This window comes from Ketogulonicigenium vulgare WSH-001, from assembly GCF_000223375.1.
Classification (GTDB): Bacteria; Pseudomonadota; Alphaproteobacteria; order Rhodobacterales; family Rhodobacteraceae; genus Ketogulonicigenium; species Ketogulonicigenium vulgare.
This window is the reverse complement of sequence record NC_017384.1, coordinates 1,267,656-1,291,455: the sequence shown is the minus strand read 5'-3', so window position 1 is coordinate 1,291,455 and position 23,800 is coordinate 1,267,656. Positions and strand designations below refer to the sequence as shown.

23 protein-coding genes are annotated in these 23,800 nt (G+C 61.1%); 9 read left to right on the top strand and 14 right to left on the bottom strand.

Translation table 11 applies throughout. The features are described from left to right. Positions 1-132: 132 nt before the first annotated feature. Positions 133-1,764: an alpha-D-glucose phosphate-specific phosphoglucomutase gene (locus KVU_RS06400; protein WP_013384530.1), complete on the bottom strand. Its 1,632-nt coding sequence runs from the start codon at positions 1,762-1,764 to the stop codon at positions 133-135. A gap of 207 nt (positions 1,765-1,971) precedes the next feature. On the opposite strand from KVU_RS06400, the gene KVU_RS06395 reads away from it, so the two are divergent. Beyond that, positions 1,972-2,838, top strand: a complete 867-nt coding sequence (locus KVU_RS06395; RefSeq protein ID WP_013384529.1) for a YihY/virulence factor BrkB family protein — start codon at positions 1,972-1,974, stop codon at positions 2,836-2,838. 18 nt (positions 2,839-2,856) lie between these two features. On the opposite strand, the gene KVU_RS06390 is transcribed toward KVU_RS06395, so the two are convergent. Next, on the bottom strand, positions 2,857-3,198 hold the full coding sequence (locus KVU_RS06390) for a phage holin family protein (protein WP_013384528.1): 342 nt from the start codon (positions 3,196-3,198) through the stop codon (positions 2,857-2,859). Beyond that, entirely contained in the window at positions 3,198-3,566 is a 369-nt protein-coding gene (locus tag KVU_RS06385; protein ID WP_013384527.1) for an ElaB/YgaM/YqjD family protein, read from the bottom strand. The genes KVU_RS06390 and KVU_RS06385 overlap by 1 nt, the downstream gene beginning before the upstream one ends. Positions 3,567-3,828: 262 nt before the next feature. On the opposite strand from KVU_RS06385, the gene KVU_RS06380 reads away from it, so the two are divergent. From KVU_RS06380 to KVU_RS06365, 4 genes are all read left to right on the top strand, one after another. Continuing rightward, entirely contained in the window at positions 3,829-4,452 is a 624-nt protein-coding gene (locus KVU_RS06380) for an ATP-dependent Clp protease proteolytic subunit (RefSeq protein ID WP_013384525.1), read from the top strand. 155 nt (positions 4,453-4,607) lie between these two features. Next, on the top strand, positions 4,608-5,876 hold the full coding sequence (clpX, locus tag KVU_RS06375) for an ATP-dependent Clp protease ATP-binding subunit ClpX (RefSeq protein ID WP_013384524.1): 1,269 nt from the start codon (positions 4,608-4,610) through the stop codon (positions 5,874-5,876). Between the two features lie 23 nt (positions 5,877-5,899). Next, positions 5,900-6,292, top strand: a complete 393-nt coding sequence (locus KVU_RS06370) for an NADH:ubiquinone oxidoreductase subunit NDUFA12 (RefSeq protein ID WP_013384523.1) — start codon at positions 5,900-5,902, stop codon at positions 6,290-6,292. Then, positions 6,285-6,650, top strand: coding sequence for a DUF2155 domain-containing protein (locus KVU_RS06365; protein ID WP_013384522.1), 366 nt, complete (start codon positions 6,285-6,287; stop codon positions 6,648-6,650). Before KVU_RS06370 ends, KVU_RS06365 begins: the two co-directional genes overlap by 8 nt. Here the strand turns inward: KVU_RS06365 and aat are convergent. The 6 genes from aat to KVU_RS06335 all read right to left on the bottom strand — a co-directional run bounded on the left by aat (position 6,614) and on the right by KVU_RS06335 (position 13,278). Next, positions 6,614-7,249 (bottom strand): leucyl/phenylalanyl-tRNA--protein transferase, encoded by a 636-nt coding sequence (gene aat, locus KVU_RS06360; RefSeq protein ID WP_013384521.1) that lies wholly within the window; start codon positions 7,247-7,249, stop codon positions 6,614-6,616. The genes KVU_RS06365 and aat overlap by 37 nt on opposite strands. Positions 7,250-7,252: 3 nt before the next feature. Beyond that, positions 7,253-8,599: an acetyl-CoA carboxylase biotin carboxylase subunit gene (accC, locus tag KVU_RS06355; RefSeq protein WP_014537788.1), complete on the bottom strand. Its 1,347-nt coding sequence runs from the start codon at positions 8,597-8,599 to the stop codon at positions 7,253-7,255. Between the two features lie 9 nt (positions 8,600-8,608). Next, positions 8,609-9,094 carry an acetyl-CoA carboxylase biotin carboxyl carrier protein gene (gene accB / locus KVU_RS06350; RefSeq protein ID WP_013384520.1) on the bottom strand — a complete coding sequence of 162 codons (486 nt, stop codon included), beginning with the start codon at positions 9,092-9,094 and terminating at the stop codon, positions 8,609-8,611. Positions 9,095-9,181: 87 nt separating this feature from the next. Continuing rightward, entirely contained in the window at positions 9,182-10,981 is a 1,800-nt protein-coding gene (locus tag KVU_RS06345; protein ID WP_014537787.1) for an aminopeptidase P family protein, read from the bottom strand. Between the two features lie 8 nt (positions 10,982-10,989). Then, entirely contained in the window at positions 10,990-12,858 is a 1,869-nt protein-coding gene (gene cobT / locus KVU_RS06340) for a cobaltochelatase subunit CobT (protein WP_013384517.1), read from the bottom strand. A gap of 48 nt (positions 12,859-12,906) precedes the next feature. After that, positions 12,907-13,278 carry a winged helix-turn-helix transcriptional regulator gene (locus KVU_RS06335; RefSeq protein ID WP_013384516.1) on the bottom strand — a complete coding sequence of 124 codons (372 nt, stop codon included), beginning with the start codon at positions 13,276-13,278 and terminating at the stop codon, positions 12,907-12,909. 78 nt (positions 13,279-13,356) lie between these two features. On the opposite strand from KVU_RS06335, the gene KVU_RS06330 reads away from it, so the two are divergent. Further along, positions 13,357-13,941, top strand: a complete 585-nt coding sequence (locus tag KVU_RS06330) for an NADPH-dependent FMN reductase (protein WP_236953051.1) — start codon at positions 13,357-13,359, stop codon at positions 13,939-13,941. Positions 13,942-13,996: 55 nt separating this feature from the next. On the opposite strand, the gene cobS is transcribed toward KVU_RS06330, so the two are convergent. Then, positions 13,997-14,971: a cobaltochelatase subunit CobS gene (cobS, locus tag KVU_RS06325; protein WP_014537786.1), complete on the bottom strand. Its 975-nt coding sequence runs from the start codon at positions 14,969-14,971 to the stop codon at positions 13,997-13,999. A gap of 96 nt (positions 14,972-15,067) precedes the next feature. Beyond that, the gene (locus KVU_RS06320; RefSeq protein ID WP_013384513.1) at positions 15,068-15,703 is read right to left on the bottom strand and encodes a J domain-containing protein; all 636 of its coding nucleotides are present in this window, start codon (positions 15,701-15,703) and stop codon (positions 15,068-15,070) included. 92 nt (positions 15,704-15,795) lie between these two features. Here KVU_RS06320 and KVU_RS06315 point away from each other — a divergent pair, with 92 nt between their 5' ends. Next, the gene (locus KVU_RS06315; protein WP_013384512.1) at positions 15,796-16,050 is read left to right on the top strand and encodes a BolA family protein; all 255 of its coding nucleotides are present in this window, start codon (positions 15,796-15,798) and stop codon (positions 16,048-16,050) included. Here KVU_RS06315 and KVU_RS06310 read toward each other — a convergent pair whose 3' ends face one another. Together KVU_RS06310 and gatB are read right to left on the bottom strand one after the other, a co-directional pair. Then, complete coding sequence (locus tag KVU_RS06310) at positions 16,051-16,497, bottom strand: cell division protein FtsZ (protein ID WP_013384511.1); 447 nt, start codon at positions 16,495-16,497, stop codon at positions 16,051-16,053. Positions 16,498-16,523: 26 nt separating this feature from the next. After that, complete coding sequence (gene gatB / locus KVU_RS06305; RefSeq protein ID WP_013384510.1) at positions 16,524-18,035, bottom strand: Asp-tRNA(Asn)/Glu-tRNA(Gln) amidotransferase subunit GatB; 1,512 nt, start codon at positions 18,033-18,035, stop codon at positions 16,524-16,526. Between the two features lie 182 nt (positions 18,036-18,217). Between gatB and KVU_RS06300 the strand changes: the two genes are divergently transcribed. Further along, positions 18,218-18,832, top strand: coding sequence for a lytic transglycosylase domain-containing protein (locus KVU_RS06300; protein ID WP_013384509.1), 615 nt, complete (start codon positions 18,218-18,220; stop codon positions 18,830-18,832). 57 nt (positions 18,833-18,889) lie between these two features. Here the strand turns inward: KVU_RS06300 and pepN are convergent, their stop codons facing one another. Beyond that, a complete protein-coding gene (pepN, locus tag KVU_RS06295) occupies positions 18,890-21,454 on the bottom strand; it encodes an aminopeptidase N (RefSeq protein ID WP_013384508.1) in 2,565 nt (854 codons plus the stop codon). Positions 21,455-21,619: 165 nt separating this feature from the next. Here pepN and KVU_RS06290 point away from each other — a divergent pair, with 165 nt between their 5' ends. Further along, positions 21,620-23,752 carry a malate synthase G gene (locus tag KVU_RS06290; protein WP_013384507.1) on the top strand — a complete coding sequence of 711 codons (2,133 nt, stop codon included), beginning with the start codon at positions 21,620-21,622 and terminating at the stop codon, positions 23,750-23,752. Positions 23,753-23,800 lie beyond the last annotated feature (48 nt).

The window sequence follows — 23,800 nt, the reverse complement described above, 5'->3', positions numbered from 1 at the left end:
AACATTTCGTGTCAGGACAAGATCACTCTAATCCTTGCCGCCACACCGAGCAATGGCGCAAGAAAACGGGCTTGCCAATGCGTGACTTGCGGTCGAACCGGCGGCGCATTGCGCGCCGCCGGCATGTTTTGTTTAGCTGATCACATCAGGCGCGTCGCGCCCGGTCAGCGCGGCGATCTGGGTGACTTCGCCAGCCGCCGCAATGACGCGGGCAAGGGCGGCTTGCGGATCTTCGGCCTGACGCTGCAGGTTCGGCTCGGGCTGTTCCAGATAGAGGCGCAGCGTCGCGCCAACAGTTCCGGTGCCGGACAGGCGCAGCACCGCGCGGGCACCATCGTTAAAGAAGACACGCAGGCCCTGTTGGGCACTATGGGATTGGTCAACCGGATCGTCATAGTTGAATTCATCCGCACGCTCGACCTTCAGCCCGCCAAAGGTCTGGCCGGGCAGATCCGCCAGACGATCGCGCAGGCCGTTGAACACGGCATTCGCGCGCTCGGTCTCGATATTCTCGTAATCGTGGCGGGTGTAGTAGTCGCGGCCATAGGTTGCCCAGTGGTCCTGCATCAGCGCGGTGACCGATTTGCCGCTGACCGCCAGAATGTTCAGCCACAGCAGTACGGCCCAAAGGCCGTCTTTCTCGCGGACGTGGTTCGATCCGGTACCGGCGCTTTCCTCGCCGCAGATCGAGACCATGTCGCTGTCCAGCAGGTTGCCAAAGAACTTCCAGCCCGTTGGCGTCTCAAAGCTGCATACGCCTTTGGCCACAGCGACGCGATCCGCCGCCGCCGAGGTCGGCATCGACCGCGCGATCCCCTTCAGCCCGTCCTTATAGGCCGGGGCCAGATGCATTTGCGCCGCCAGCAGGGCAAGGCTGTCCGAGGGCGAGACGTATAGCCCGCGCCCCATGATCATATTGCGGTCGCCGTCGCCGTCACTGGCTGCGCCAAAATCAGGCGCATCGGGGGCGGACATGATGGCGACCAGTTCCGACGCCCAGATCGGGTTCGGATCGGGGTGCCCGCCGCCAAAGTCCGGCAGCGGCGTGTCATTGATGACGCTATCGCCCGTAGCGCCCAGGCGGTTCACGAAAATCTCGCGCGCATAGGGGCCGGTGGCGGCATGCATGGCGTCGAATTTGATGCGGAAACCGCTGGCGAACAGGCTGCGGATCGCGTTGAAATCAAACAGCGTTTCCATCAGCGCGGCGTAATCGGTGACGGGGTCGATCACCTCGACCACCATCCCGTCCAGCATATAGGTGCCGTCCGTATCCAGTGCGGGCGCCGGTTGATCCGAGATCAGATATTGGCTGATCGTTTTGCTGGCTTCATAGATCGCATCGGTGATGCTTTCGGCAGCCGGGCCGCCATTGGCCGAATTGAACTTTAGTCCGAAATCGCCATCCTCGCCGCCAGGGTTATGGCTGGCCGACAGGATCAAGCCGCCATCCGCGCCGTTTTTACGGATCAGATGCGAGGCGGCGGGTGTCGATAGCAGCGCATTGCGCCCTACGATCACATGTTTCGCGCCGTTTGCCGCTGCCATACGCAAAATGGTGGCAGATGCGGTGTCGTTGAAAAAGCGCCCGTCGCCGCCCAGGACCAATGTTTTGCCCTGAACGCCGCCGATTCCGTCAAAAATAGCCTGGACGTAATTTTCCAGATAATGCGGCTGCATAAAGACCGTGGTCTGTTTGCGCAGGCCGCTGGTGCCCGGTTTTTGGCCGGTAATAGGAGAAGTAATCTGTGTGGTGATTGCCAATTTCGGCGTTCCGTCGATGCCCACAGGCCTAGCCCGCAGTGGGTTGCAATTACAAAACTAACTTGCTGTTTTGCGTGGTGCTTTGTCAATGATTTGCCCGATCTGCCCGGGCGTTCTGGGCGCCTCGGCGCCAACAGGGGTTGAAATCTGTGCCTTTTGCGCCGACTGAAGGAAGAGCAGCCGTCTAATAACCCCGGGGGACCCCGCGTGAACCAGCTTGCGAAACTTGTGCCAGCACCCATCCGCTATGCCTATATCTTTATATGGGACGTGTGGAATCGCGGCGCGGCCGAGCGTGTGGGCCTGATCGCGGCCGGGGTGGCCTTTTGGGGGGTCTTTGGCCTTTTTCCGGCGCTGACGGCGCTGATCGCGCTATTTGGTCTGCTGGCAGATCCGATGGTCGTGCAGAACCAGTTGATTTTGGCGCATGATTTTCTGCCGCCCGGTGCCTATGAATTGGTCGCCGATCAGGTGACTCGCCTGGTCGAGCCCGGTCCGCGCACGCTGGGCTGGGCGACCATCGTATCGACCGGCGTTGCCCTATGGTCGGCGCGCGCCGGCGTCGGCGCGCTGGCCGAGGGGCTGAACGCTGTCCAAGGCACCGGATCGCGCAATGGCTTTGTCCATATCATGGTGGCGATGCTGATGACGATTGCCATGGTCGGCATCACAATGGTTGGACTGCTGGTGACGATCCTGGTGCCGATCATCGTGCTGATCTTTCAACCACCGGGCAATGTCGCGACACTGCTGGAATTCATGCGTTGGGTTGTCATGCTGACTTCGGTGCTGATCGCGCTGGGGCTGCTGTATCGGTATGGCCCGTCGCGGCGGCGCGGCCTCAGATTCAGCTGGATCACGCCGGGATCGGTGATCGTCTTGGTTCTGTGGCTGGGGGTCAGCTACCTGTTCTCGCTCTATGTCGGGAACTTTGGCAATTATAACGAGGTCTACGGCTCGATCGGGGCGGTGATTGCGCTGATGATGTGGCTGTATATCAGCGCATTTCTGGTGCTGCTGGGGGGCGCGCTCAATGCAGAGATCGCAGCGCGGCGCGGCGCGGCCGTGATCTAACACGCCCGCGCCACATTTTTATTCGTCGCGATCCCGGTCAGCATGGCGGCCATTGCCGGCCGTGAACCCTGACAGAAATGCCGAAATAATCGCCATCGTCGGATCGACAGCCGGTGCCGGGGGCGGGGCAGGCTCTGCTGGTTTGTCATTACTGGACATCAGCAAGAACACGCCGCCACCGATCACCCAGACCGCCGCCAGAACCAGCGCCGCGACCAGCGGGCTTGCCATATCTGCAATCGCGATCCAACCCGCGACCGTCAAAAAGGCAAGGCCCACCAGAATGCTGATGACCGCTAAAAAGGCCAGCAAGCTGCGCCGGGTCACGGCCTCGATACGGGCCTCCAGCTTTGAAAACATCAGCGGCGGTTCATCAGAACGCCCAGCAGGAAGCCAAGCCCGGCGGCAAGGCCAACCGCTGTCGCGGGTTGACGGCTGATGAATTCACCGGCTTGCTCATAGCCGCGCTGCGCGCCGTCTTTGATACGCTCAGCCTGAATATGGGCCTGATCCTCAACGTCGGAGGCAATATCCTTGGCGCGGGTGCGGGCGGTTTTCACCGCATCTTGTGCCCGATCGCTCAGACGGCTGGCAGCATCTTTACCAGCTTCTGCGAAATTCTCGGTGATGCGGCCCATTTCCGTCTTCAGTGCAGCAATCTGTTCTTGCAGATCAGAGATGGTTTTCTCGGCTTGCTTTTCTGCGGTTGTCTTTTCAGTGGTCGCCATTTTAATGCTCCTTTTTCTGAACGTGGACGGGGGATTAGCGTCCCGCGCCCTGCGCAAATAACGTCGCTTATGATTACGATATGGGGGGTATTTGCGCCGTTGCAACAGGGGCATCACAAAAGCGCGATGGATTTTGCCGCGCCATCGGCGGAGATCAGCCATTTGGCGCCAAGGCTTGAAGCTGCCCGCTTGCGCCACTACAAATTGATTCAAGACATCACCAAGGGGCCCGCCACGCCCCTCTAGTTAGAAAGCAGGGCAGATGCGCGATCCCGTTGAAACCTACATGAACCTTGTCCCGATGGTGGTCGAGCAGACCAGCCGGGGTGAACGCGCCTACGACATCTTTTCGCGCTTGCTGAAAGAGCGGATCATTTTCGTCAGCGGTGTTGTCGAAGATGGTATGAGCCAGCTGATCGTGGCGCAGCTGCTGCACCTTGAGGCTGAAAACCCCAAGAAAGAAATCTCGATGTATATCAACAGCCCCGGCGGTGTTGTGACATCTGGTCTGTCGATTTACGATACGATGCAATATATTCGCCCCAAAGTATCGACACTGGTCATCGGGCAGGCGGCCTCGATGGGGTCGCTTTTGTTGGCCGCAGGCGAGGCCGGTATGCGTTATTCGCTGCCCAACAGCCGTGTCATGGTGCACCAGCCCTCGGGCGGGTTCCAAGGGCAGGTGACCGATATCATGATCCACGCCCGCGAAAGCGAAAAGCTGAAGCGCCGCCTGAACGAGATTTACGTCAAGCACACCGGCCAAAGCTATGAGGCGGTCGAGGCTGCACTTGAGCGCGACAATTTCAAATCCGCCGAAGAGGCCAAAGAGTTCGGCCTGATCGACGAGATTTTGGAAAAGCGCGGCGAGACGCCTGAAAAATAAGTGACTGGCTGGGCGGCGTGGTGCCGCCCGGTCATCATGCCCCAAGGAAAGGACGGGGCGTGTAGAATTTGGCATTGTAGACGGGAGAGGCCTGTCCTACGTTTCATAAGCGGGTCACATTCCCGCCCAAACGTGGCGAGGGCCAGAGGAGCAAGATGGCGAGCACATCCGGCAGCGACAGCAAAAATACCCTCTATTGCAGCTTTTGCGGCAAGAGCCAGCACGAGGTGCGCAAGCTGATCGCGGGCCCAACCGTTTTCATTTGTGACGAATGTGTCGAGCTGTGCATGGACATCATTCGCGAGGAAACGAAGTCCGGCTCGCTGAAAGTAAAAGATGGCGTGCCCACGCCGCGCGAGATCTGCGCGGTTTTGGATGATTACGTCATTGGTCAGGTGCATGCAAAGCGCGTTTTGTCCGTCGCCGTGCATAACCATTACAAGCGCCTGAACCACGCCGCGAAATCGAATAACGAGATCGAGCTGGCAAAGTCGAACATCCTGCTGATCGGGCCGACAGGCTCGGGCAAGACGCTGCTGGCGCAGACGCTGGCGCGCATTTTGGATGTGCCCTTTACCATGGCCGATGCCACCACGCTGACCGAGGCGGGTTATGTCGGTGAGGATGTCGAAAACATCATCCTGAAATTGCTGCAGGCCAGCGAATATAACGTCGAGCGTGCGCAGCGCGGCATTGTCTATATCGACGAAGTCGACAAGATCACGCGCAAATCCGACAACCCTTCGATCACGCGCGACGTCTCGGGCGAGGGTGTGCAGCAAGCGCTGCTGAAGATCATGGAAGGCACGGTTGCCAGCGTTCCGCCCCAAGGGGGCCGCAAACATCCGCAGCAAGAATTCCTGCAAGTCGACACGACCAACATCCTGTTCATCTGTGGCGGCGCCTTTGCTGGTCTCGAGCGGATCATCGCGCAGCGTTCCAAGGGCCAAGGCATGGGCTTTAACGCCAATGTCCGCGAAGTGGACGAGCGCGGCGTGGGCGAGCTGTTCATGGAACTCGAGCCTGAGGATCTGCTGAAATTCGGCCTGATCCCCGAGTTTGTCGGCCGTCTGCCTGTGATCGCAACGCTGACCGATCTGGACGTCGATGCGCTGATCCAGATCCTGACCGAGCCGAAAAACGCGCTGGTCAAACAATACCAGCGCCTGTTCGATATCGAAGCTGTGAAGCTGACCTTTACCGAAGATGCGCTAAAGGCCATTGCCTCCAAAGCGATCGAGCGTAAGACTGGCGCACGCGGCCTTCGCTCGATCATGGAGGGCATCTTGCTCGACACGATGTTCGAGCTGCCCGGCCTCGAGACTGTTTCGGAAGTTGTCGTCAACGAAGATGCTGTTTTGCACGGTGCCAAGCCCCTGCAAATCCATGCGGAAGAAAAGAAACCGGCCGCCTCGGCAAGCTGAGGCGGTGCGGGATAGGGGGAAAGATGGGCATACTGAAAACTGTATCGCGTCTGTTCACCTGGTGGGATGGACGCACACTGGGCACGCAACTGTTTACTTGGCGCCGCGGCGTCAAAGTGGGCGCGGACGGGCAGGGTAACTTCTATTACACCGACCGCGCGGGCGAGCGTCGTTGGGTCGTCTACACGGGCGAGAATGACGCAAGCCGCATCCCCCCCGCCTGGCACGGCTGGCTGCATCACAGCACCAATGAAATCCCCAGCGCCGAACTTGCGGGTCTGCCCACCGTGGCGAACCCGACCGGCACTGATGGGATTTATCTGCCCGCAGGATCTATCCTGCGCAAAGCCCCCGTCCAGCGCCAAGATTACGAGGCCTGGGACCCCGAGGGTGCGAATAAGGTTCAAGGTGCGTAAACTTACATCTGTTATTCTGGCGGCCTGCTTGCTGCCAGTCGCCGCCGCTGCACAAGAGGCTGCGACATCCGCCCCCGGCGGCACTGTGCGCGTGCTGGACAAGCTCAATGGCTCGGTCACTGATCTCGAGCTGACCAATGGCCAAAGCGCCACGGTGGGCCGTCTGGTGGTGACCCTCGGCGAATGCCGTTTCCCCACCGATAACCCGATGGGCGATGCGTTTCAGATGATCACCCTGCAATTCGAGGGTAATCTCGAGCCGGTCTTTATGGGGTGGATGATCGCCTCATCCCCTGCCGTCAGCGCCTTTGACAATGCGCGTTACGACGTCTGGCCGTTAAGCTGTATCACATCATAAGCCGTGGGCGCAGGCCCCACCGCGAATTCCACGCATTGCGCCGTCGCGGCTTGCAGGCGCAGGCGATAACTGTGGCGCGGCAGTTCATACCCCCCAAGCGACGCCAGATGCGGCGTCAGGAATTGTGTATCAAATAGGGTGAACCCGCTGCGGCGCAGGCGATCAATCAGATAGGCCAGCGCGACCTTGGACGCGTCGGTTGCGCGCGAGAACATGCTTTCCCCAAAAAACGCCCCGCCGATCGCGACGCCGTAACAGCCCCCGACCAGCGTATCGCCTTGCCAAACCTCGACCGAATGGGCGTGGCCGATATCGCGCAGGCCTTTATACAGGCGAAAGATCTCGGGGTTGATCCAGGTCTCAGAACGATCCGCGCAGCCCTCCATCACCAGGTCAAAGGCCGTATCGAAGGTGACATGGTAAAGGCCGCTGCGCATACGGCGGGCGAGGCTGCGCGAGATATGCAGGCCGCCAATGGGCAAAAGCCCCCGCATGTCGGGGTCGACCCAGAACAGCTCTGGGTCTTCCCGCAAATGCGACATCGGGAATATCCCGAACCGATAGGCCGCCAGAACGTCGACAGGTGTTAAGGCGGCCATGTCTTAGCTTGCGTAGGCTTTCAGCCAGTTTTCCAGCCAGTGGATATTGTAATCCCCAGCCTTGATCTGCGGATCATTCAGCAGCGCGGTGAACAGCGGGGTGGTGGTGTCCACGCCATCGATGATCATCTCGCCCAAGGCGCGTTGCAGGCGGGCCAGAGCCTCGTCGCGGTCGCGGCCATGCACGATCAGCTTGGCGATCAGGCTGTCATAATAGGGCGGCACGGAATAGCCGGTATAAATCGCCGAATCCATCCGTACACCCAGACCGCCGGGCGCGTGATAGGCCGTAATCTTGCCCGGGCAGGGCGTGAAGGCGGGCACTTTTTCCGCGTTGATCCGGACTTCGATCGCATGGCCGTTAATCTGCAGATCGTCCTGTTCGAACGACAGGGGCAGGCCCGAAGCAACGCGGATTTGCTCGCGCACCAGATCGACGCCAAAGATGGCCTCGGTCACCGGGTGCTCCACCTGCAGGCGCGTGTTCATTTCGATGAAATAGAACTCGCCCTTCTCATAAAGGAATTCGATGGTGCCCGCGCCCGTATACCCGATCTTGGCGACAGCATCGGCACAGGTCTTACCGATACGGGCGCGCTCCTCGGCGGTGATGACGGGGCCGGGGGCCTCTTCCAGCACCTTTTGGTGACGGCGCTGCAGCGAGCAGTCACGCTCGCCCAGATGCACAGCCTTGCCCTTGCCGTCGCCAAACACCTGAATTTCGATGTGGCGGGGCGTGGTCAGGTATTTCTCGATATAGACTTCGTCATTGCCAAAGGCGGCTTTCGCCTCGGAACGCGCGGTCTGGAAGGCACGATCAATCTCGGTCGCGTCCTGCGCCACTTTCATGCCGCGACCGCCGCCACCGGCGGTGGCTTTGATGATGACCGGATAGCCGATCTCGGCCGCGACACGGCGCGCATCCTCGACCGTCGGCACGCCGCCGTCCGAGCCGGGCACGCAGGGCACGCCCAGCGCCTTCATCGTATCCTTGGCGGTGATCTTGTCGCCCATGATACGGATGTGTTCCGCGCGCGGGCCAATGAACGTCAGGCCGTGGTCTTCGACGACCTGCACGAAATTCGCATTCTCGGACAAAAAGCCATAGCCGGGATGGATCGCCTGTGCGCCGCTGATCTCGCAGGCGGCGATGATTGCCGGGAACGACAGATAGCTTTGCGACGAGGACGGCGGGCCGATGCAGATCGCCTCATCCGCCATGCGCACATGCATGGCATCGGAATCGGCGGTCGAATGGACAGCCACTGTGGCGATGCCCATCTCGCGCGCGGCGCGGATCACGCGCAGGGCAATCTCGCCCCGGTTGGCGATAAGGATCTTATCGAACATAGCGCCGCCTTACTCGATGATGACCAAAGGCGCGCCGTATTCGACGGGCTGGCCATCTTGCACCAGAATTTTAGTGATCTTGCCGGCGCGCGGCGCGGGGATCTGGTTCATGGTCTTCATCGCTTCGATGATCAGCAGCGTATCGCCTTCTTTCACGGTCGATCCGACGCTGACAAAGGCCGCGACGCCCGGTTCCGGCTGCAAATAGGCGGTGCCGACCATCGGCGATTTCACTGTGCCTGGATGGCTGGCCGGATCGGCTGCGGGGGCGGCGACAGCAACAGCGGCGGGCGCTGCGGCGACAGGGGCGGCCATGACCTGGGTCGGCGCGGCCTGAACGATGGTTTGGGTCTGGCGGCTGACACGGACGTTGAGGGTGCTATCCTCACCGTATTCGCGCATGACCTCCAGCTCGGTCAGATCGTTCTCGCGCAGCAGCTCGGCCAGAGCACGGATGAAGGTGACGTCGCTATCGTGAGAGGTCTTATCGCTCATATCTTCCTCATGTTCCCGTCTTGGGGTCTGCGGGTTAAATTTGGGGCTGTATATGCCATACAGCGGCTAGATTAAAGCTTTATGCCATCACAGTGGCGCGCAGGCCTGTGTTAACCATTTCGCGGTATCGCCCGCGACGCGCGGCCCGATATCGTGCAAGACCTTGACGTGATAGGCGTCGATCCATGCGGCCTCGTCCGGGGACAGCATGGCGGTGATGATCAGACGGCGGTCGAACGGTACAAAGGTCAGTGTCTCGAACGCCAGCATATCGCGATCATCCGCCCCGGCAAGCACCGGCGCTTTCACCGTCACGATCAGGTTTTCAAGGCGAATCCCGTAAGAGCCGGGGCGATAATAGCCCGGCTCATTCGACAAGATCATGCCTTCGCGCAGGGCAATATCCGAGATGCGCGACAGGCGCTGCGGCCCCTCATGCACCGACAGATAGGCGCCCACACCGTGGCCGGTCCCATGGTCGAAATCGCGGCCAGCCATCCAAAGTGGGAAACGCGCGAGCGCATCCAGATGCATCCCAGCGACGCCGCGCGGAAAGCGGGCACGGCTGATGGCGATCAGCCCTTGCAGCACGCGGGTGTAGTTTTCGGCGGAATCATCGGGCGCATTGCCGATGACAACCGTGCGGGTGATGTCGGTCGTGCCATCCGCATATTGCGCACCCGAATCAACCAGCAGCAGCTCGTTCATCTTGACGGGGCGGTTGCTGTTTTCATCGACGCGGTAATGCATGATGGCGCCATTGGGGCCAGCGCCTGCAATCGTGTCAAAGCTGATCTCTTTCAGCGCATTGCTGGCGCTGCGGAACTGTTCCAGCCGTTCGGTCACGCTGATCTCGGTCAGGCCGCCTTTGGGCGCTTCGGCATCAACCCAGGCCAGAAAGTTCACCACGGCCGCAGCGTCGCGGATATGTGCGGCGCGCATCCCCTCGATCTCGACCGGGTTTTTACAGGCTTTGGGCAACAGGCAGGGGTCCATCGCGGCGATAATCTCGGCACCGGCGGCAGTCAGCGTACTGGCGACGATATCGGGCGCGGATTTCGGGTCGATCTGGATGCGACCTTCAAGGTCGGCCAGCGCGGGCAGGAAAGCCGCTTGTTCGGCAATCGCGATATCGGCCCCCAGATGGTCGCGGATGTCATCGACCTTGCCGGTGCGCGCGAACAGCGTCGCGCCGCCGCCTGCGTTCAGGATCAAAAACGCCTGCGGCACAGGATTATGCACCACGTCATTGCCGCGGATATTCAGCAGCCAAGCGATGGAATCGGGCAGGGTGATCACGACAGCATCGACCTTGCGCTTTTGCAGATCGGCGGCAAGCGCTGCGCGCTTTTCGCCATGCGGCACGCCTGCAAATTCGATCGGATGGGCAAAGAACGGCGCATCAGGCGCGGCGGGGCGGTCGTCCCAGATCGCATCCACCAGATTTTCCAGCGGATGCATCTCGATCCCCAGCGGGGTAAAGTGATTGCGCAGCCCCTCGACCTCGGACGCCGTATGCAGCCACGGATCATAGGCCAGCACCTGACCGGCATTCAGCCGCTCGCCCAGCCAATCGGCCAGTTGCACTTCGGGCCAGTGGACGGGGGTGAAAACATCGGCGACCTGATTGCGCACCTGCAGGCGATAGCGGCCGTCGATGAAGACACCCGCCTCGGTCGCGGTGACGGCGGCAAAGCCCGCCGATCCGGTAAAGCCCGTCAGCCATCCAAGGCGCGCATCGCAAGGCGCGACATATTCGCCCTGCCACGCATCGGCGCGCGGCACCAGAAAGGCATCAACCTGCTTGGCCTGCATCTGGGCGCGCAGAGCGGCCAAGCGCGGCGGGCCCTGTTCGGGACGCGAGGCTACGGTAAAGCTTTGAAACATGGGTCTTCCTATCTGCGATTGGCCATCGCGCGGGCCCGCTTGCGCGGGTCCGCCTCAAAAAGTGCGGCCAATTGTTCCGTCATCGCGCCCGCCAACTGGTCGACGTCTGTAATCGTCACCGCATGTTGGTAATAGCGCGTTACATCATGGCCGATCCCGATGGCGATCAGTTCGACCTGTTTGCGTTTTTCGATCATCGCGATCACGTCGCGCAGATGTTTTTCGAGGAAGGTCGAGGGGTTCGCCGACAGCGTCGAATCGTCCACCGGCGCGCCGTCCGAGATCACCATCATAATCTTGCGCGCTTCGGGGCGGGCGCCGAGACGACGATGCGCCCATTCCAGCGCCTCGCCGTCGATGTTTTCTTTCAGCAGCCCCTCTTTCATCATCAGGCCAAGGTTCGCCTTGGCGCGGCGCCACGGGGCGTCGGCGGCCTTGTAAATGATGTGGCGCAGATCGTTCAGGCGGCCCGGCAATTGCGGGCGACCCTCGGCCAGCCAGGCTTCGCGCGATTGGCCGCCCTTCCAGGCGCGGGTGGTAAAGCCGAGGATCTCGACCTTGACGCCCGACCGCTCGAGCGTGCGGGCCAGCACATCGGCGCAGATCGCCGCGATGGAGATCGGCCGCCCGCGCATCGAGCCCGAGTTGTCCAGCACCAGCGTCACGCAGGTGTCGCGGAATTCGGTGTCTTTTTCGACCTTGAAGGACAAGGGCAGGGTCGGGTTCGCCACCACGCGCGCAAGGCGGGCGGCGTCCAAGATGCCTTCCTCGCGGTCGAACTGCCAACTGCGGTTCTGCTGCGCCATCAGACGGCGTTGCAGCTTGTTCGCAAGGCGGCTGACCGCACCTTTGAGCGGGTCGAGCTGCTGGTCCAGATAGGCGCGCAGACGCTCCAGCTCGGCCGCTTCGGCCAGCTCTTCGGCGGAAACGATCTCGTCATAGGCGGTCGTATAGACCTTATAGGTCGGATCGGCGTCGGAATAGGGCGCGGGGGCGGGCGGCTCGGGCGGGGTGTCGGCGTCCGACATCTCCTGCTCTTCGACATCCTCGGCATCGTCTTCTTGATCGGTCGAGACCTGCGCCTCGCTTTGATCTTGCTGTTCGTCCTGCGCACGTTCGGGCGAGCTGTCCTGGTCTTCTTGCTCGTCCTCCTCGTTGCCGGGGGATTCGGGCGACTGCTCTTCGACCTCGTCGGAGGCATCATCCTCGGCATCGGGGTCTTCGGCGTCGGGGTCATCGCCCAGCTGATCGGCATAACCCAGATCACCGATCACCTGACGGGCAAAGCGGGCAAAGGCCTGTTGGTCGTCCAGCAGCGCATCGATCTGATCCAGACGATTGCCGCATTGATTCTCGATAAAGCCGCGCCACAGATCCAGCACATTGCTGGCACCCTCGGGCAGCGGGCGGCCGGTGGCAAGCTGGCGCACCAGATAACCGGCGGCCACGGCGAGGGGCGCCTCTTGCTGGCTGCGGATCTGGGCATAGCCTTTGCGCTGCGCCTCGTTGGCGATACGGGCGTCGATGTTATCGGCGGTGCCAGGCATGAAGCGGGCACCCAGCGCCTCGACCCGCGCCGATTCCATCGCATCATAAAGCTCGCGCGCCAGAGCGCCTTGGGGGGCATAGCGGGCGGCCACGCCCGCGTCGTGATAGCGGTGGCGCAGCGCCAGACCGTCAGCCGTGCCGCGTGCAAGCAGCACCTCATCCTTGGTCAGGCGGCGACTGACCTGCGGCAGGCGCATCGCATCGCCAGACAGCCCCGGTGGGTCCAGCGAGAAGCTGACCGACAGATCGGGATCGTCAGCCATGACGCGTGTCGCCTCGGCCAAGGCTTTCTTGAACGGATCTGCGGGGTTGTCAGTCGGATGTGTCATACCATTGGTAAAGCACCACGCGCGCGCATGGGCAAGAGGCTGGCGCGCTTACGCGTGGTTGCGCATGTCAAAACGATTGCGCGATGCATCCATTGTATCCGCATTGCGCATCGCCCATTCCGCTAGCGCATTCACCGGCGCCTGCATATCGCGTCCCAGCGGCGTCAGACTGTATTCCACCTGCGGGGGCGTCGTGGGGGTCACATCGCGGATAATGATGCCATCACGTTCCAGTGTTTTCAGCGTGCTGGACAACATTTTTTGCGAAATATCGCCGATGTCCCGGCGCAGCGCGTTAAAGCGTTTGGGGCCGTCACCCAGTTCGCGCACGATCAAAAGCGTCCATTTATTGGCGATCCGGCCCAGCATTTCACTGACCCTAAGGCAGCCACTGGTTTCGTCATGGTAATCTGGTTGCATAATCGTGCCTTCTTGCGCGCGTCACAGTGTTCGCTTTTATGGTAACCAATCGAAACTGACAAACCAATGGAAACCGCCATGTCCCTCCCGAAAATTGCCATCATCATCGGTCAAACCCGCGAATCGCGCTTTGCCGACAAGCCCGCCCAGTGGATCCTGGAACAAGCGCAAGCCCGCGACGATTTCGAAGCCGAGCTGGTTGACCTGCGCGATTTCGACCTGCCGCTGTTCAACGAAGTGGCCTCGAACGCATGGGTTCCCTCGTCGGACGCACACGCTGTCGCATGGCAAAAGAAAATCGCTGAATTCGACGGCTATCTGTTCGTGACGGCCGAATACAACCGCTCGATCACCGGCGCGCTGAAGAACGCTCTGGACCAAGCTTACGTTGAATGGGCCCGCAAGCCTGCCGCCGTCTTTGGTTACGGCTCGCTGGGCGCTGCCCGCGCCGCCGAGCACCTGCGCAACATCGCGGTCGAACTGCAAATGGTTCCCGTCCGTAACGGTATCCATCTGGGCGGCACCGAATTCTTCAAAGTGCACCCGCTGGGCGGCCAAAACGCCGACATGTCGGAAGTTGCACCCGTGCTGGCCGGTTCGGTCACCGCAACCTTTGACGATCTGGTCTGGTGGGCAAACGCCACCAAAGCTGCCAAAGCCTAATTTTCCGGGCCATAAGCCCAAAGAAAAACCCCGCCGTTTGGCGGGGTTTTTTTGTTTACTTGATCGCGTTCGACACGGCGCTTTCGGGAAGCTCTTCGGCAAAACAGCGCTGATAGAATTCGGCAACGGTCTGACGCTCGAGCTCGTCACATTTGTTCAAGAAGGTCAGGCGGAACGCATAACCGATCGAGCGGAAGATCTCGGCATTTTGCGCCCAGGCCAGCACGGTGCGCGGGCTCATGACGGTCGACAATTCGCCATTGATGAACGCCTTGCGCGTCAGGTCGGCCAGCGCAACCATCTGGCTGATATGCTTGCGGCCCTCCGCCGTGTTGTAATGCGGGTTCTTGGCCAAGACGATGGCGGTTTCGGCATCGTGGCTGAGGTAGTTCAGCGTAGCGACCAGCGACCAACGGTCCATCTGCGCTTGGTTGATCTGCTGCGTGCCGTGGTAGAGGCCGGTGGTATCGCCAAGGCCCACGGTGTTCGCGGTCGCAAAAATGCGGAAATAGGGATGCGGGTCGATGATCGCGTTTTGATCGAGCAGCGTCAGCTTGCCGTCGGTTTCCAAAATGCGCTGGATCACGAACATCACATCGGGGCGACCCGCGTCATATTCGTCGAATACGATGGCGACATTGTTGCGCAGGGCCCAAGGCAGGATGCCCTCTTGGAACTCGGTCACCTGCACGCCGTCTTTCAGCTTGATCGCATCCTTGCCGATCAAGTCGATCCGGCTGATGTGGCTATCCAGGTTCACACGCACGGTCGGCCAGTTCAGGCGGGCGGCCACCTGTTCGATATGGGTCGATTTACCCGTACCGTGATAGCCCTGCACCATGACGCGGCGGTTATAGGCAAAGCCGGCCAGAATGGCCAAAGTGGTGTCGGGGTCGAACTTATAGGTTGGATCGATGGCGGGCACGCGGTCGGTTGCTTCGGCAAAAGCCTTTACACGCATATCGGTGTCGATGCCGAAAACCTCACGGACCGAGACTTCCTCGGTCGGTTTGACACTATTCGTCGCCATGATCTTCCCCAGTAATTTATCCCTGAACTAGTGGATGATCCACGCGCCATGTGCAAGCCGGTCAGGGCGGCTTGCCTGCGCTTTCAGCAAACGCGCCTATTCGTCGCGGAAGCTGCGGCTGTCTTTCACCTGCTCCCAGGCCCAAACGACCTGCTGCAGTTGTTCCTCTTGGCTGCGATCACCGCCGTTCATATCGGGGTGCAGCAGTTTGATCAGCGCCTTATAGGCTTTGCGAATCTCGGGCTTGGTGGCGTTTTCGCTGACTTCCAGCACTTCGATGGCGCGGCGCTCGGTCGGGGGCAGGCGGCGGCGGCCGCCCTCGGGGCCGGCGCGGCCATGGTTGCGGGTGGCGTTGTCGCCCAGCACCTGATGGGCATCCTCGACACCGAGGCGCGCCCAGGCGCGTTGTTCATCGGTGCGCTTGCCAAAGGGTTTGGTCGGGCCCCAGGCCTTTTCCTTGTCGATCTGGTCTTGCAGCTCGGTCTCGGGGACGCCTTCGAAGAAGTTCCACTTCAGGTTATATTCGCGGACGTGGTCTTTGCAGAACCACCAAAAGTCATCCAGCGTATCGGGCGATTTGGGCGCACGGAATTGGCCGTGTGCCTCGCAGCCCGGCTTGTCGCAATTGCGGGTCGATGTTTCGACCGCGCCTGTCATCCCGCGTCTGGTGCGCGGATTTTTCTTTTTGGCGGACGATACTGAAATATCAAAACCAAAGGGGTCGTTTTTCATGGTGCCTGCCTTTCCGACGCTGCGTGCCTTCCCGACTCGAGGGCGAGAGTTTAAATGAAGCGGCAGAGAATTGAAGAGGATCGGGAAAAAATATGACAATGGCTGAGAAAATCCGCCACCGCCTGGAAGAGGCCTTTGCGCCCTCGCATTTGCAGGTCACCGACGACAGCGAACGCCATCGCGGTCACGCCGGTTACCAAGATGGCGGCGAGTCGCATTGGATTGTGGATATGAAGGCCGAAACACTGGCTGACATGTCGCGCATTCAACGCCATCGGGCGGTTCATACCGCCCTTGGCGCCGATGTTATGGGCAAAATTCACGCCCTGTCACTCAATCTCGACTGATCAATCGGCCTTGAGCGGCGGCAGTTTCGGCCCGCCGCTCAGGCGCGGTTCCTCGGTCTTGCTGGCAACCATCGCAGGGGCCGCCGCAGGTTCCGCCGGGGCAACGCGCGGCACTGCAGGTGGGGCTGCGGGTGCTGCTGCGGCCTTGACGGCGGGGACGGGCGGCGCGGCTGCGACAATTGGCGCAGGCGCCACGGCGACCGGCGTTGCAGCTTCCGCAACAGCGCGGCGAAAGACCAGAATCGTTTGATAGACCGTCGTGTGGCCCGTCAGCCCGCGCCGTTCTTCGCAAGGCAGGCTGTCGGCACGCTGATATTCCCAGCCATCCACCGCCATCTCGTTCATCAGCCCCTCGATGGTGCGGGTGAAGCGATCTTCGGTGGTCTTTGCGCCGCGATACTTTTCAGCGCGGCGCGGAGCAGGGATCACGCGGTATTCAAAGCTCATTCTGGTTCCTCCTTGGCGGGCGTGTGTTAGAGGCCCAGTTTCTTGGCAACGATATCGTTCACCGCAGCAGGGTTTGCCTTGCCGCCCGTGGATTTCATCACCTGCCCAACAAACCACCCTGCCAATTTGGGGTTAGCCTTGGCTTTTTCAACCTGCGCGGGGTTCGCCGCGATCACGTCGTCGACAGCGGTTTCAATCGCGCCAAAGTCGGTGACCTGCCGCATACCGCGCGATTCCACGATCTCGGCGGGGTCGCCGCCTTCGGTATAGATGATCTCGAACAGGTCTTTACCGATCTTGCCCGAGATATCACCCGATGCGATCAGCGCCACGATGCCACCCAGCTGCGCGGGTGAGACCGGGCTGTCACCGATCTCGCGGCTGTCTTTTTTCAGACGACCGAACAGCTCGTTGATGACCCAGTTCGCCGACAGCTTGCCATCACGGCCCTGCGCGACTTCCTCGAAATAGGCGGCATTCTCGGCCTCGGCGGTCAGGACGCTGGCGTCATATTCCGTCAGGCCGAAATCAGCCATAAAGCGGGCTTTTTTGGCGTCGGGCAGCTCGGGCAGGTGGGCGGCGATATCATCGACCCAGGCCTGTTCGATCTCGAGGGGCAGCAGGTCGGGATCGGGGAAGTAGCGGTAATCATGCGCCTCTTCCTTGGAACGCATCGAACGCGTCTCGCCCTTTTCGGGATCGTAAAGACGGGTCTCTTGGTCGATCGTGCCGCCGTCTTCCAAAATGGCGATCTGGCGACGCGCCTCGTATTCGATGCCTTGTTGGATAAAGCGCATCGAGTTCATGTTCTTCAGCTCGCAGCGCGTGCCAAGATAGCTAAAATCGCCGGTCTCTGCGAATTTCTCATAGGCTCCGGGGCGGCAGACCGAGACGTTCACATCCGCGCGCAGGTTGCCGTTTTGCATATTGCCATCACAGGTGCCTAAGTAACGCATGATCTGGCGCAGCTTGCCGACATAGGCCGCAGCCTCCTCGGGGCCACGAATATCGGGGCGGCTGACGATTTCCATCAGCGCAACGCCGGTGCGGTTCAGATCGACAAAGGACATATGCGGGTCCATGTCGTGGATCGACTTGCCCGCGTCCTGTTCCAAGTGGATACGTTCAATCCGCACGCGGCGCGCCACGCCTGCGCCCATCTCGACCAGCACTTCGCCTTCGCCCACGATAGGATGGTAAAGCTGCGAGATTTGATAGCCTTGCGGCAGGTCGGGATAGAAATAGTTCTTGCGGTCAAAGGCCGAGCGCAGGTTGATCGCGGCTTTCAGGCCAAGGCCGGTACGAACGGCCTGCGCGATACACTCCTCGTTGATGACCGGCAGCATCCCGGGCATGCCGGCGTCCACAAAGGCGACATGGCTGTTGGGTTCGGCGCCAAAACCCGTCGACGCCCCCGAGAACAGCTTGGCATTGGTCGCGACCTGGGCATGTACCTCTAGGCCGATCACCAATTCCCAGTCGTATTTTGCCCCGGCGATTACCTTGGGCTTGGGGGACGTGTAAGTCAGGTCCAGCATCGTCACTTTCCTCTGGTTTCGGATGTTCTCTAAGCTTTGCGGCGGCGCGCTTCAAGTCTTGGGTGCGCGGCGGGCGCTCAAGCGCGCTTTGGCGAAATCTCGCCGAGCCTTATTTTATTGGGTGGACAGATGGAACCGCTGCCGCAATTCTCCGCCGGACGAAACAGCGTGAGCTTTGACAATTGTCGCGTAAAACCCTGCCGATCCGCAAATGGCTGACATCTGCCCTTGCTTTGACTGCCATTTTGCCGCTTGCGGCTTGTGTATCTACCACGGAACCCGTGCCGGCCGCGCTGCCGATCATGCAATGGGATCATCGGGCCGAGGCCACCCAGTGGACCGAGGCGACCATGGAAGCCCTGCGTAACGAAGGCGCGCCGCTTCTGTCTGAAATTCCTCAAGATATCTCGACTTGGTGCCCCGGCTATGCCACCGCATCCGAGGATGACCGCGCCGCCTTTTGGGCTGGCCTCTTCTCGGCGTTGGCGCGTCACGAAAGCACGTGGAACCCGGCGGCCGTCGGTGGCGGCGGTCGTTGGTTCGGTCTGGTGCAGATCGCGCCTGCAACCGCGCGCGGCCATGGCTGCGACGCCAGCAGCGGCTCGGCCCTGCAAGATGGCACAGCGAATTTGGAATGCGCGGTGCGCATCGCCACCAGCGCTGTGATGCGCGATGGCGTGGTTGCAACCGGGCGCGGGGGCCTTGCTGCCGACTGGGGGCCGTTCACGAATTCCGAAAAACGCGCGCAGATGGCGCGTTGGGTGTCCTCGCAATCCTATTGCGCCGCACCTGCCTAATTATCAGGCATCAGCATTCGTTAAAAAGGCCGGGCGCTTTGCCCGGCCTTTTTTGTTTTAGGCCAGCATCCGCCCGACCATTTCCGACATCTCGCGCGAGATCCCCGGCGCTTTGGCAATTCGTTCGATCTGGGCGCGCATCAGCGCTTGGCGGCCGGTGTCATAGCGACGCCAGCCATCAAAAGCGGCTGAGATGCGCGACGCCGTCCAGGGGTTCACCGAATCCAGGCGGATCAGCCAATCCGCGACAAAGCGATAGACCGAGCCATCCGCCTGATGGAAGCCCGCCGGATTGGCACTGATCGTCGCCAGAACCGAACGGAAGCGGTTCGGGTTCTGCCAGTCGAATGTATCGAGCGCGGTCAAACGGTTCAGCATGTTCAGCAAGCGGCGGGGGGCGGCCTCGGTCACTTGCAGCGCGAACCATTTGTCGATGACCAACTTGTCATCGGCCCAATGGGTGGCGAACGCTGCCAGTTGCGAATTGCCGCGCCCGATCGACAGCAGGCTGGCCAGCGCACCAAGGGTTAGCGTCATATTGTCCGCCTTGGCATATTGCGCCTCGGCAGCTTGGCCATGGTCGGTGCGCGAGATCAGCGCAAGCGTCGCATTCGCCAGCGCGCGTTTGCCAGCTTGATCCGCTTCGGGCGAATAGGGCGCATCCACCTGCATTGCGGCGTAAACACCGGGTAGCACCGCCTCTAGATGCTCGGCCAGATGATTTTTCAGCGCCTCATGCGCAGCATGGATCGCGTCGGGGTCAGGGATCTGGCCCGCCAGTGCAAGGTTCTGCGCGGTGTCCTCCTCGGACGGCAGCGACAGGATCAGCGCGCGCAGCGCGGGGTACAGCGCCTCGTTCATCAGCATCGCCTGCATCGCGTTCAGATAGGTGCTTGATGGCGGCGCATTATCAATCACCATCGCCGCCAAGGTGCGCCGCGCCAACTGTTGCCCCGCATCCCAGCGGTTGAAACTGTCGGTGTCATGCGCCAGCAGCAGGGCCAGTTCTTCGGAAGTGTTTTCTTGGCGCAGGATTACCGGCGCGGAAAAGCCGCGCAGCAGCGAAGCGATGGGGGCATCGTCAAAGCCGCTAAAGGTGAAACACTGCTCGGGCTGATTGAATTCCAGCACTTGCGTTGCCAGAATCTCGCGGCCCTCGCTGTCCAAAAGGCCGATCGCAACCGGGATCACCAGCGGAAGTTTGTCCGGCTGTCCGGGCGTCGGCGGCGTGTGCTGGCGCAGGGTCAGCTTCAAGATACCATCGGCGTATTCCTTGACGACCGAGACCTGCGGCGTGCCCGCCTGCTGATACCAGCGTTTGAACTGCGTCAGATCGCGGCCTGTGGCGTCTTGGAACACCTGCAGCCAATCCTCGATCGTGGCGGCTTGGCCGTCGAGGCGGTCAAAATACAGATCCAGCGCCTCGCCATAAGCGACGGGGCCAACCAGCCGATGCAGCATGCGGATGACCTCGGCACCCTTTTCATAGATGGTGCCGGTATAGAAGTTGCTGATCTCGACAAAGCTTTCAGGCCGCACGTTATGGGCGAGGGGGCCGCCATCTTCGCGGAACTGCCGGGTGTGCAGCTTGATCACATCGCGGATGCGCTTGACCGCGTGGCCATGCAGATCGCCGGTGAATTGCTGATCGCGGAACACGGTCAGCCCTTCTTTCAGCGACAGCTGGAACCAGTCGCGGCAGGTGATGCGGTTGCCGGTCCAGTTATGGAAATATTCATGGGCGATCACGCCCTCGACCCGCTGGAAATCCATATCGGTTGCGGTCGCCGGGCTGGCCAGCACGGCGGCGGTGTTAAAGATGTTCAGACCTTTGTTTTCCATCGCGCCGGAATTAAAGTCGGACACGGCAACGATATTGAACACATCAAGGTCATATTCGCGCCCGTACGCCTGCTCGTCCCATAGCATCGAGCGCTGCAGCGCGCCCAGGGCAAAGCTGGCCTTGTCGGCATCCGCCGCGCGCGTCCAGACAGCCAGCGAGACATCCTTGCCCGACATCGTGGTAAAGGCACCGCGTTCGGCCACCAGATCGCCCGCGACCAGCGCGAACAGATAGCTGGGTTTGGGCCATGGATCATGCCAGACCGCATAGCCCGCGCCGCGCTCGACCGGGTTGCCGTTCGACAGCAGGATCGGCAGATCGCTCTCGATGCGCACATCAAAGGGGGCCATCACATCGGGGCGGTCGGGATAATAGGTGATGCGGCGAAAGCCCTCGGGCTCGCACTGGGTGCAATACATGCCGTTCGACATATAAAGACCGTCAAGCGCGGTATTTTCGATCGGGGCGATCTCGACTTCGGATTCCCAGACGAACGGCGCGTCGGGAACGCTTGCGGTCAGGCCGCCATCGACCAGCACGGGCTGCACGGGCGTGCCATCGATGCTGGCGCGGATCAGTTTCAGCTTTTCGCCATGCAGGAAAAAGTCGCGGCTGTGGGCTGCGGGGTTCGGCGCAAACTGAATGCGGGCAATCACGCGGGTCGCTTTGGGGGCGAGGCGGAAGGTCAGCTCGACATGGCGCACCAGATAGGCGGGCGGCGTATAATCGGCCAAATAGATCTTCTGCGGCTGCGGGATTGTCGCGTGGGTCGGTTGCATCCATGCCTCCTTGTCCGGCCGAAAGGCGGCCAGCTTCGCCGCAAGCACTAGGCGCGTTGCCGCCATCCGACAAGCCGTTATTGCGGTAACAGTCGGTTTGTTTTACCGCTTAGATAAACCTTATCGCAAAAGCGAATTTGGCAGCGTTTTCCGTGGGGAGTGGGAATGATGCAAAGCTATGTGACACGCGCCGAGATCTCGGTCGCAGATCAATTGGCGCAGTTTATCGAGGACGATGTCCTGCCCGGCACGGGTGTGACGCCCGAGGGGTTCTGGGCGGGCCTGTCGGTGCTGGTGAATGACTATGGTGCCGAGAATGCCGCCCTGTTGGAGGCGCGGGCGCATCTGCAAAGCCAGATCGACGATTGGCACATCGCTTATCGTGGCAAGCCGCATGACGCGGACGCCTATCAGGATTTCCTGCGCGAGATTGGTTATATCGTGCCCGAGGGGCCGGATTTCACCATTGAAACGCCGCAGACTGACCCGGAATTCGCAACGCTGGCGGGGCCGCAATTGGTGGTGCCGATCACCAATGCGCGCTTTGCGCTGAACGCTGTGAATGCGCGCTGGGGCTCGCTTTATGATGCGCTGTACGGCACCGATGCTTTGGGTGATCTGCCGCCCGCAGGCGGTGTTGATGCGGCGCGCGCGGCCAAGGTTATCGGTTGGGTGCGCAGCCATTTGGATAAGGTGCTGCCGCTGGCGGGCGGTAGCTGGCATCAGGCGGGTGCCTTGGCTGTGACGGATGGCGCCTTTGGCGCGGGCGGTCTGCCACTGCGCGATCCTGCGCAGTTCACTGGCTATTCCGGCGGCACTTTCTTGTTCAATTCCAACGGCCTTGGCATCGAAATTCAGGTAAACCCTGAAGATCAGAACGCCATGGATGACCCCTCTGCCATCGCCGATGTGCGGGTCGAGGCGGCGCTGACGGCTATCATGGACTGCGAGGATTCCGTCGCCACCGTCGATGCCGCCGACAAAGTGCTGGCCTATCGCAACTGGCTGGGTCTGATGCGCGGCGATCTGTCCGAGACCTTCGAAAAGGGCGGGCGCAAGATCACCCGTCGCATCAGTGCCGATCGCATTTTAAACGCGCCCGATGGTCAGCCCCTGACGGTGCGCCAGCGCAGCCTGATGCTTGTGCGCAATGTCGGACATCTGACGACGAACCCGTTTGTGCGCGACAAGAATGGCGCCGATGCGTTCGAGGGGCTGGTCGATGCCGCCGTCACCGTGTTGATTGCGAAGCACGATCTGGCCCGCGGCACTGCGCAAAATTCGGTCACCGGCTCGGTCTATGTGGTGAAGCCGAAAATGCACGGGCCGGCCGAGGTCGCCTTTGCCACCCGCGTCTTTGATTATGTCGAGGATATGCTGGCCCTGCCGCGCGAGACGGTGAAACTGGGGATCATGGACGAGGAGCGTCGCACCTCGGTTAATCTCAAGGAATGTATACGCGCCGCCAAACGCCGCGTTGCCTTCATCAATACCGGCTTTCTGGATCGCACCGGCGACGAGATTCATACCTCGATGGAGGCGGGCCCGATGCTGCCCAAGGGCGAGATGAAATCGCAGCCCTGGATTCAATCCTATGAGATGCGCAACGTCGATATCGGCCTGGCCTGCGGGCTGCGCGGCCGCGCGCAGATCGGCAAGGGCATGTGGGCGATGCCCGATCGCATGGGCGAGATGCTGGCGCAAAAGATCGGCCATCCGCAGGCGGGCGCGAATTGCGCCTGGGTGCCGTCGCCCACTGCGGCGGTCTTGCACGCGCTGCATTATCATCTGGTCGATGTCGCCGCCCGTCAGGCGGAAATCGCCGCAGGCGGCCCGCGCGGCACGCTGACGGATCTGCTGACCATCCCGACCGCCGTGGGGCGCAATTTCACGCCCACAGATATCGCGCGCGAGTTGGACAATAACGCGCAGGGCATTCTGGGCTATGTGGTGCGCTGGATCGATCAGGGGATTGGCTGCTCGAAAGTGCCTGATATCCATGATGTTGGTTTGATGGAGGATCGCGCCACTTGCCGCATCTCGGCGCAGGCTTTGGCGAATTGGCTGCATCACGGCGTCCTCACGCAGGATCAGGTGATGGAGGCCTTTCGCCGCATGGCCGCTGTGGTTGATCGCCAGAATGCGGGTGATGCGGATTACGTGCCAATGGCGCCTGATTTTGGCGGCCTCGCGTTCCAAGCTGCCTGCGATCTGGTCTTTTTGGGGCGCGAACTGCCTGCAGGTTATACCGAACCCGTGCTGCACCGCCGCCGTTTGCAGCGAAAAACCCAGTTGTGACTTGCCGATGACAAAAGGCTGCGTAACACTGAGCGAAACACAGGCAAA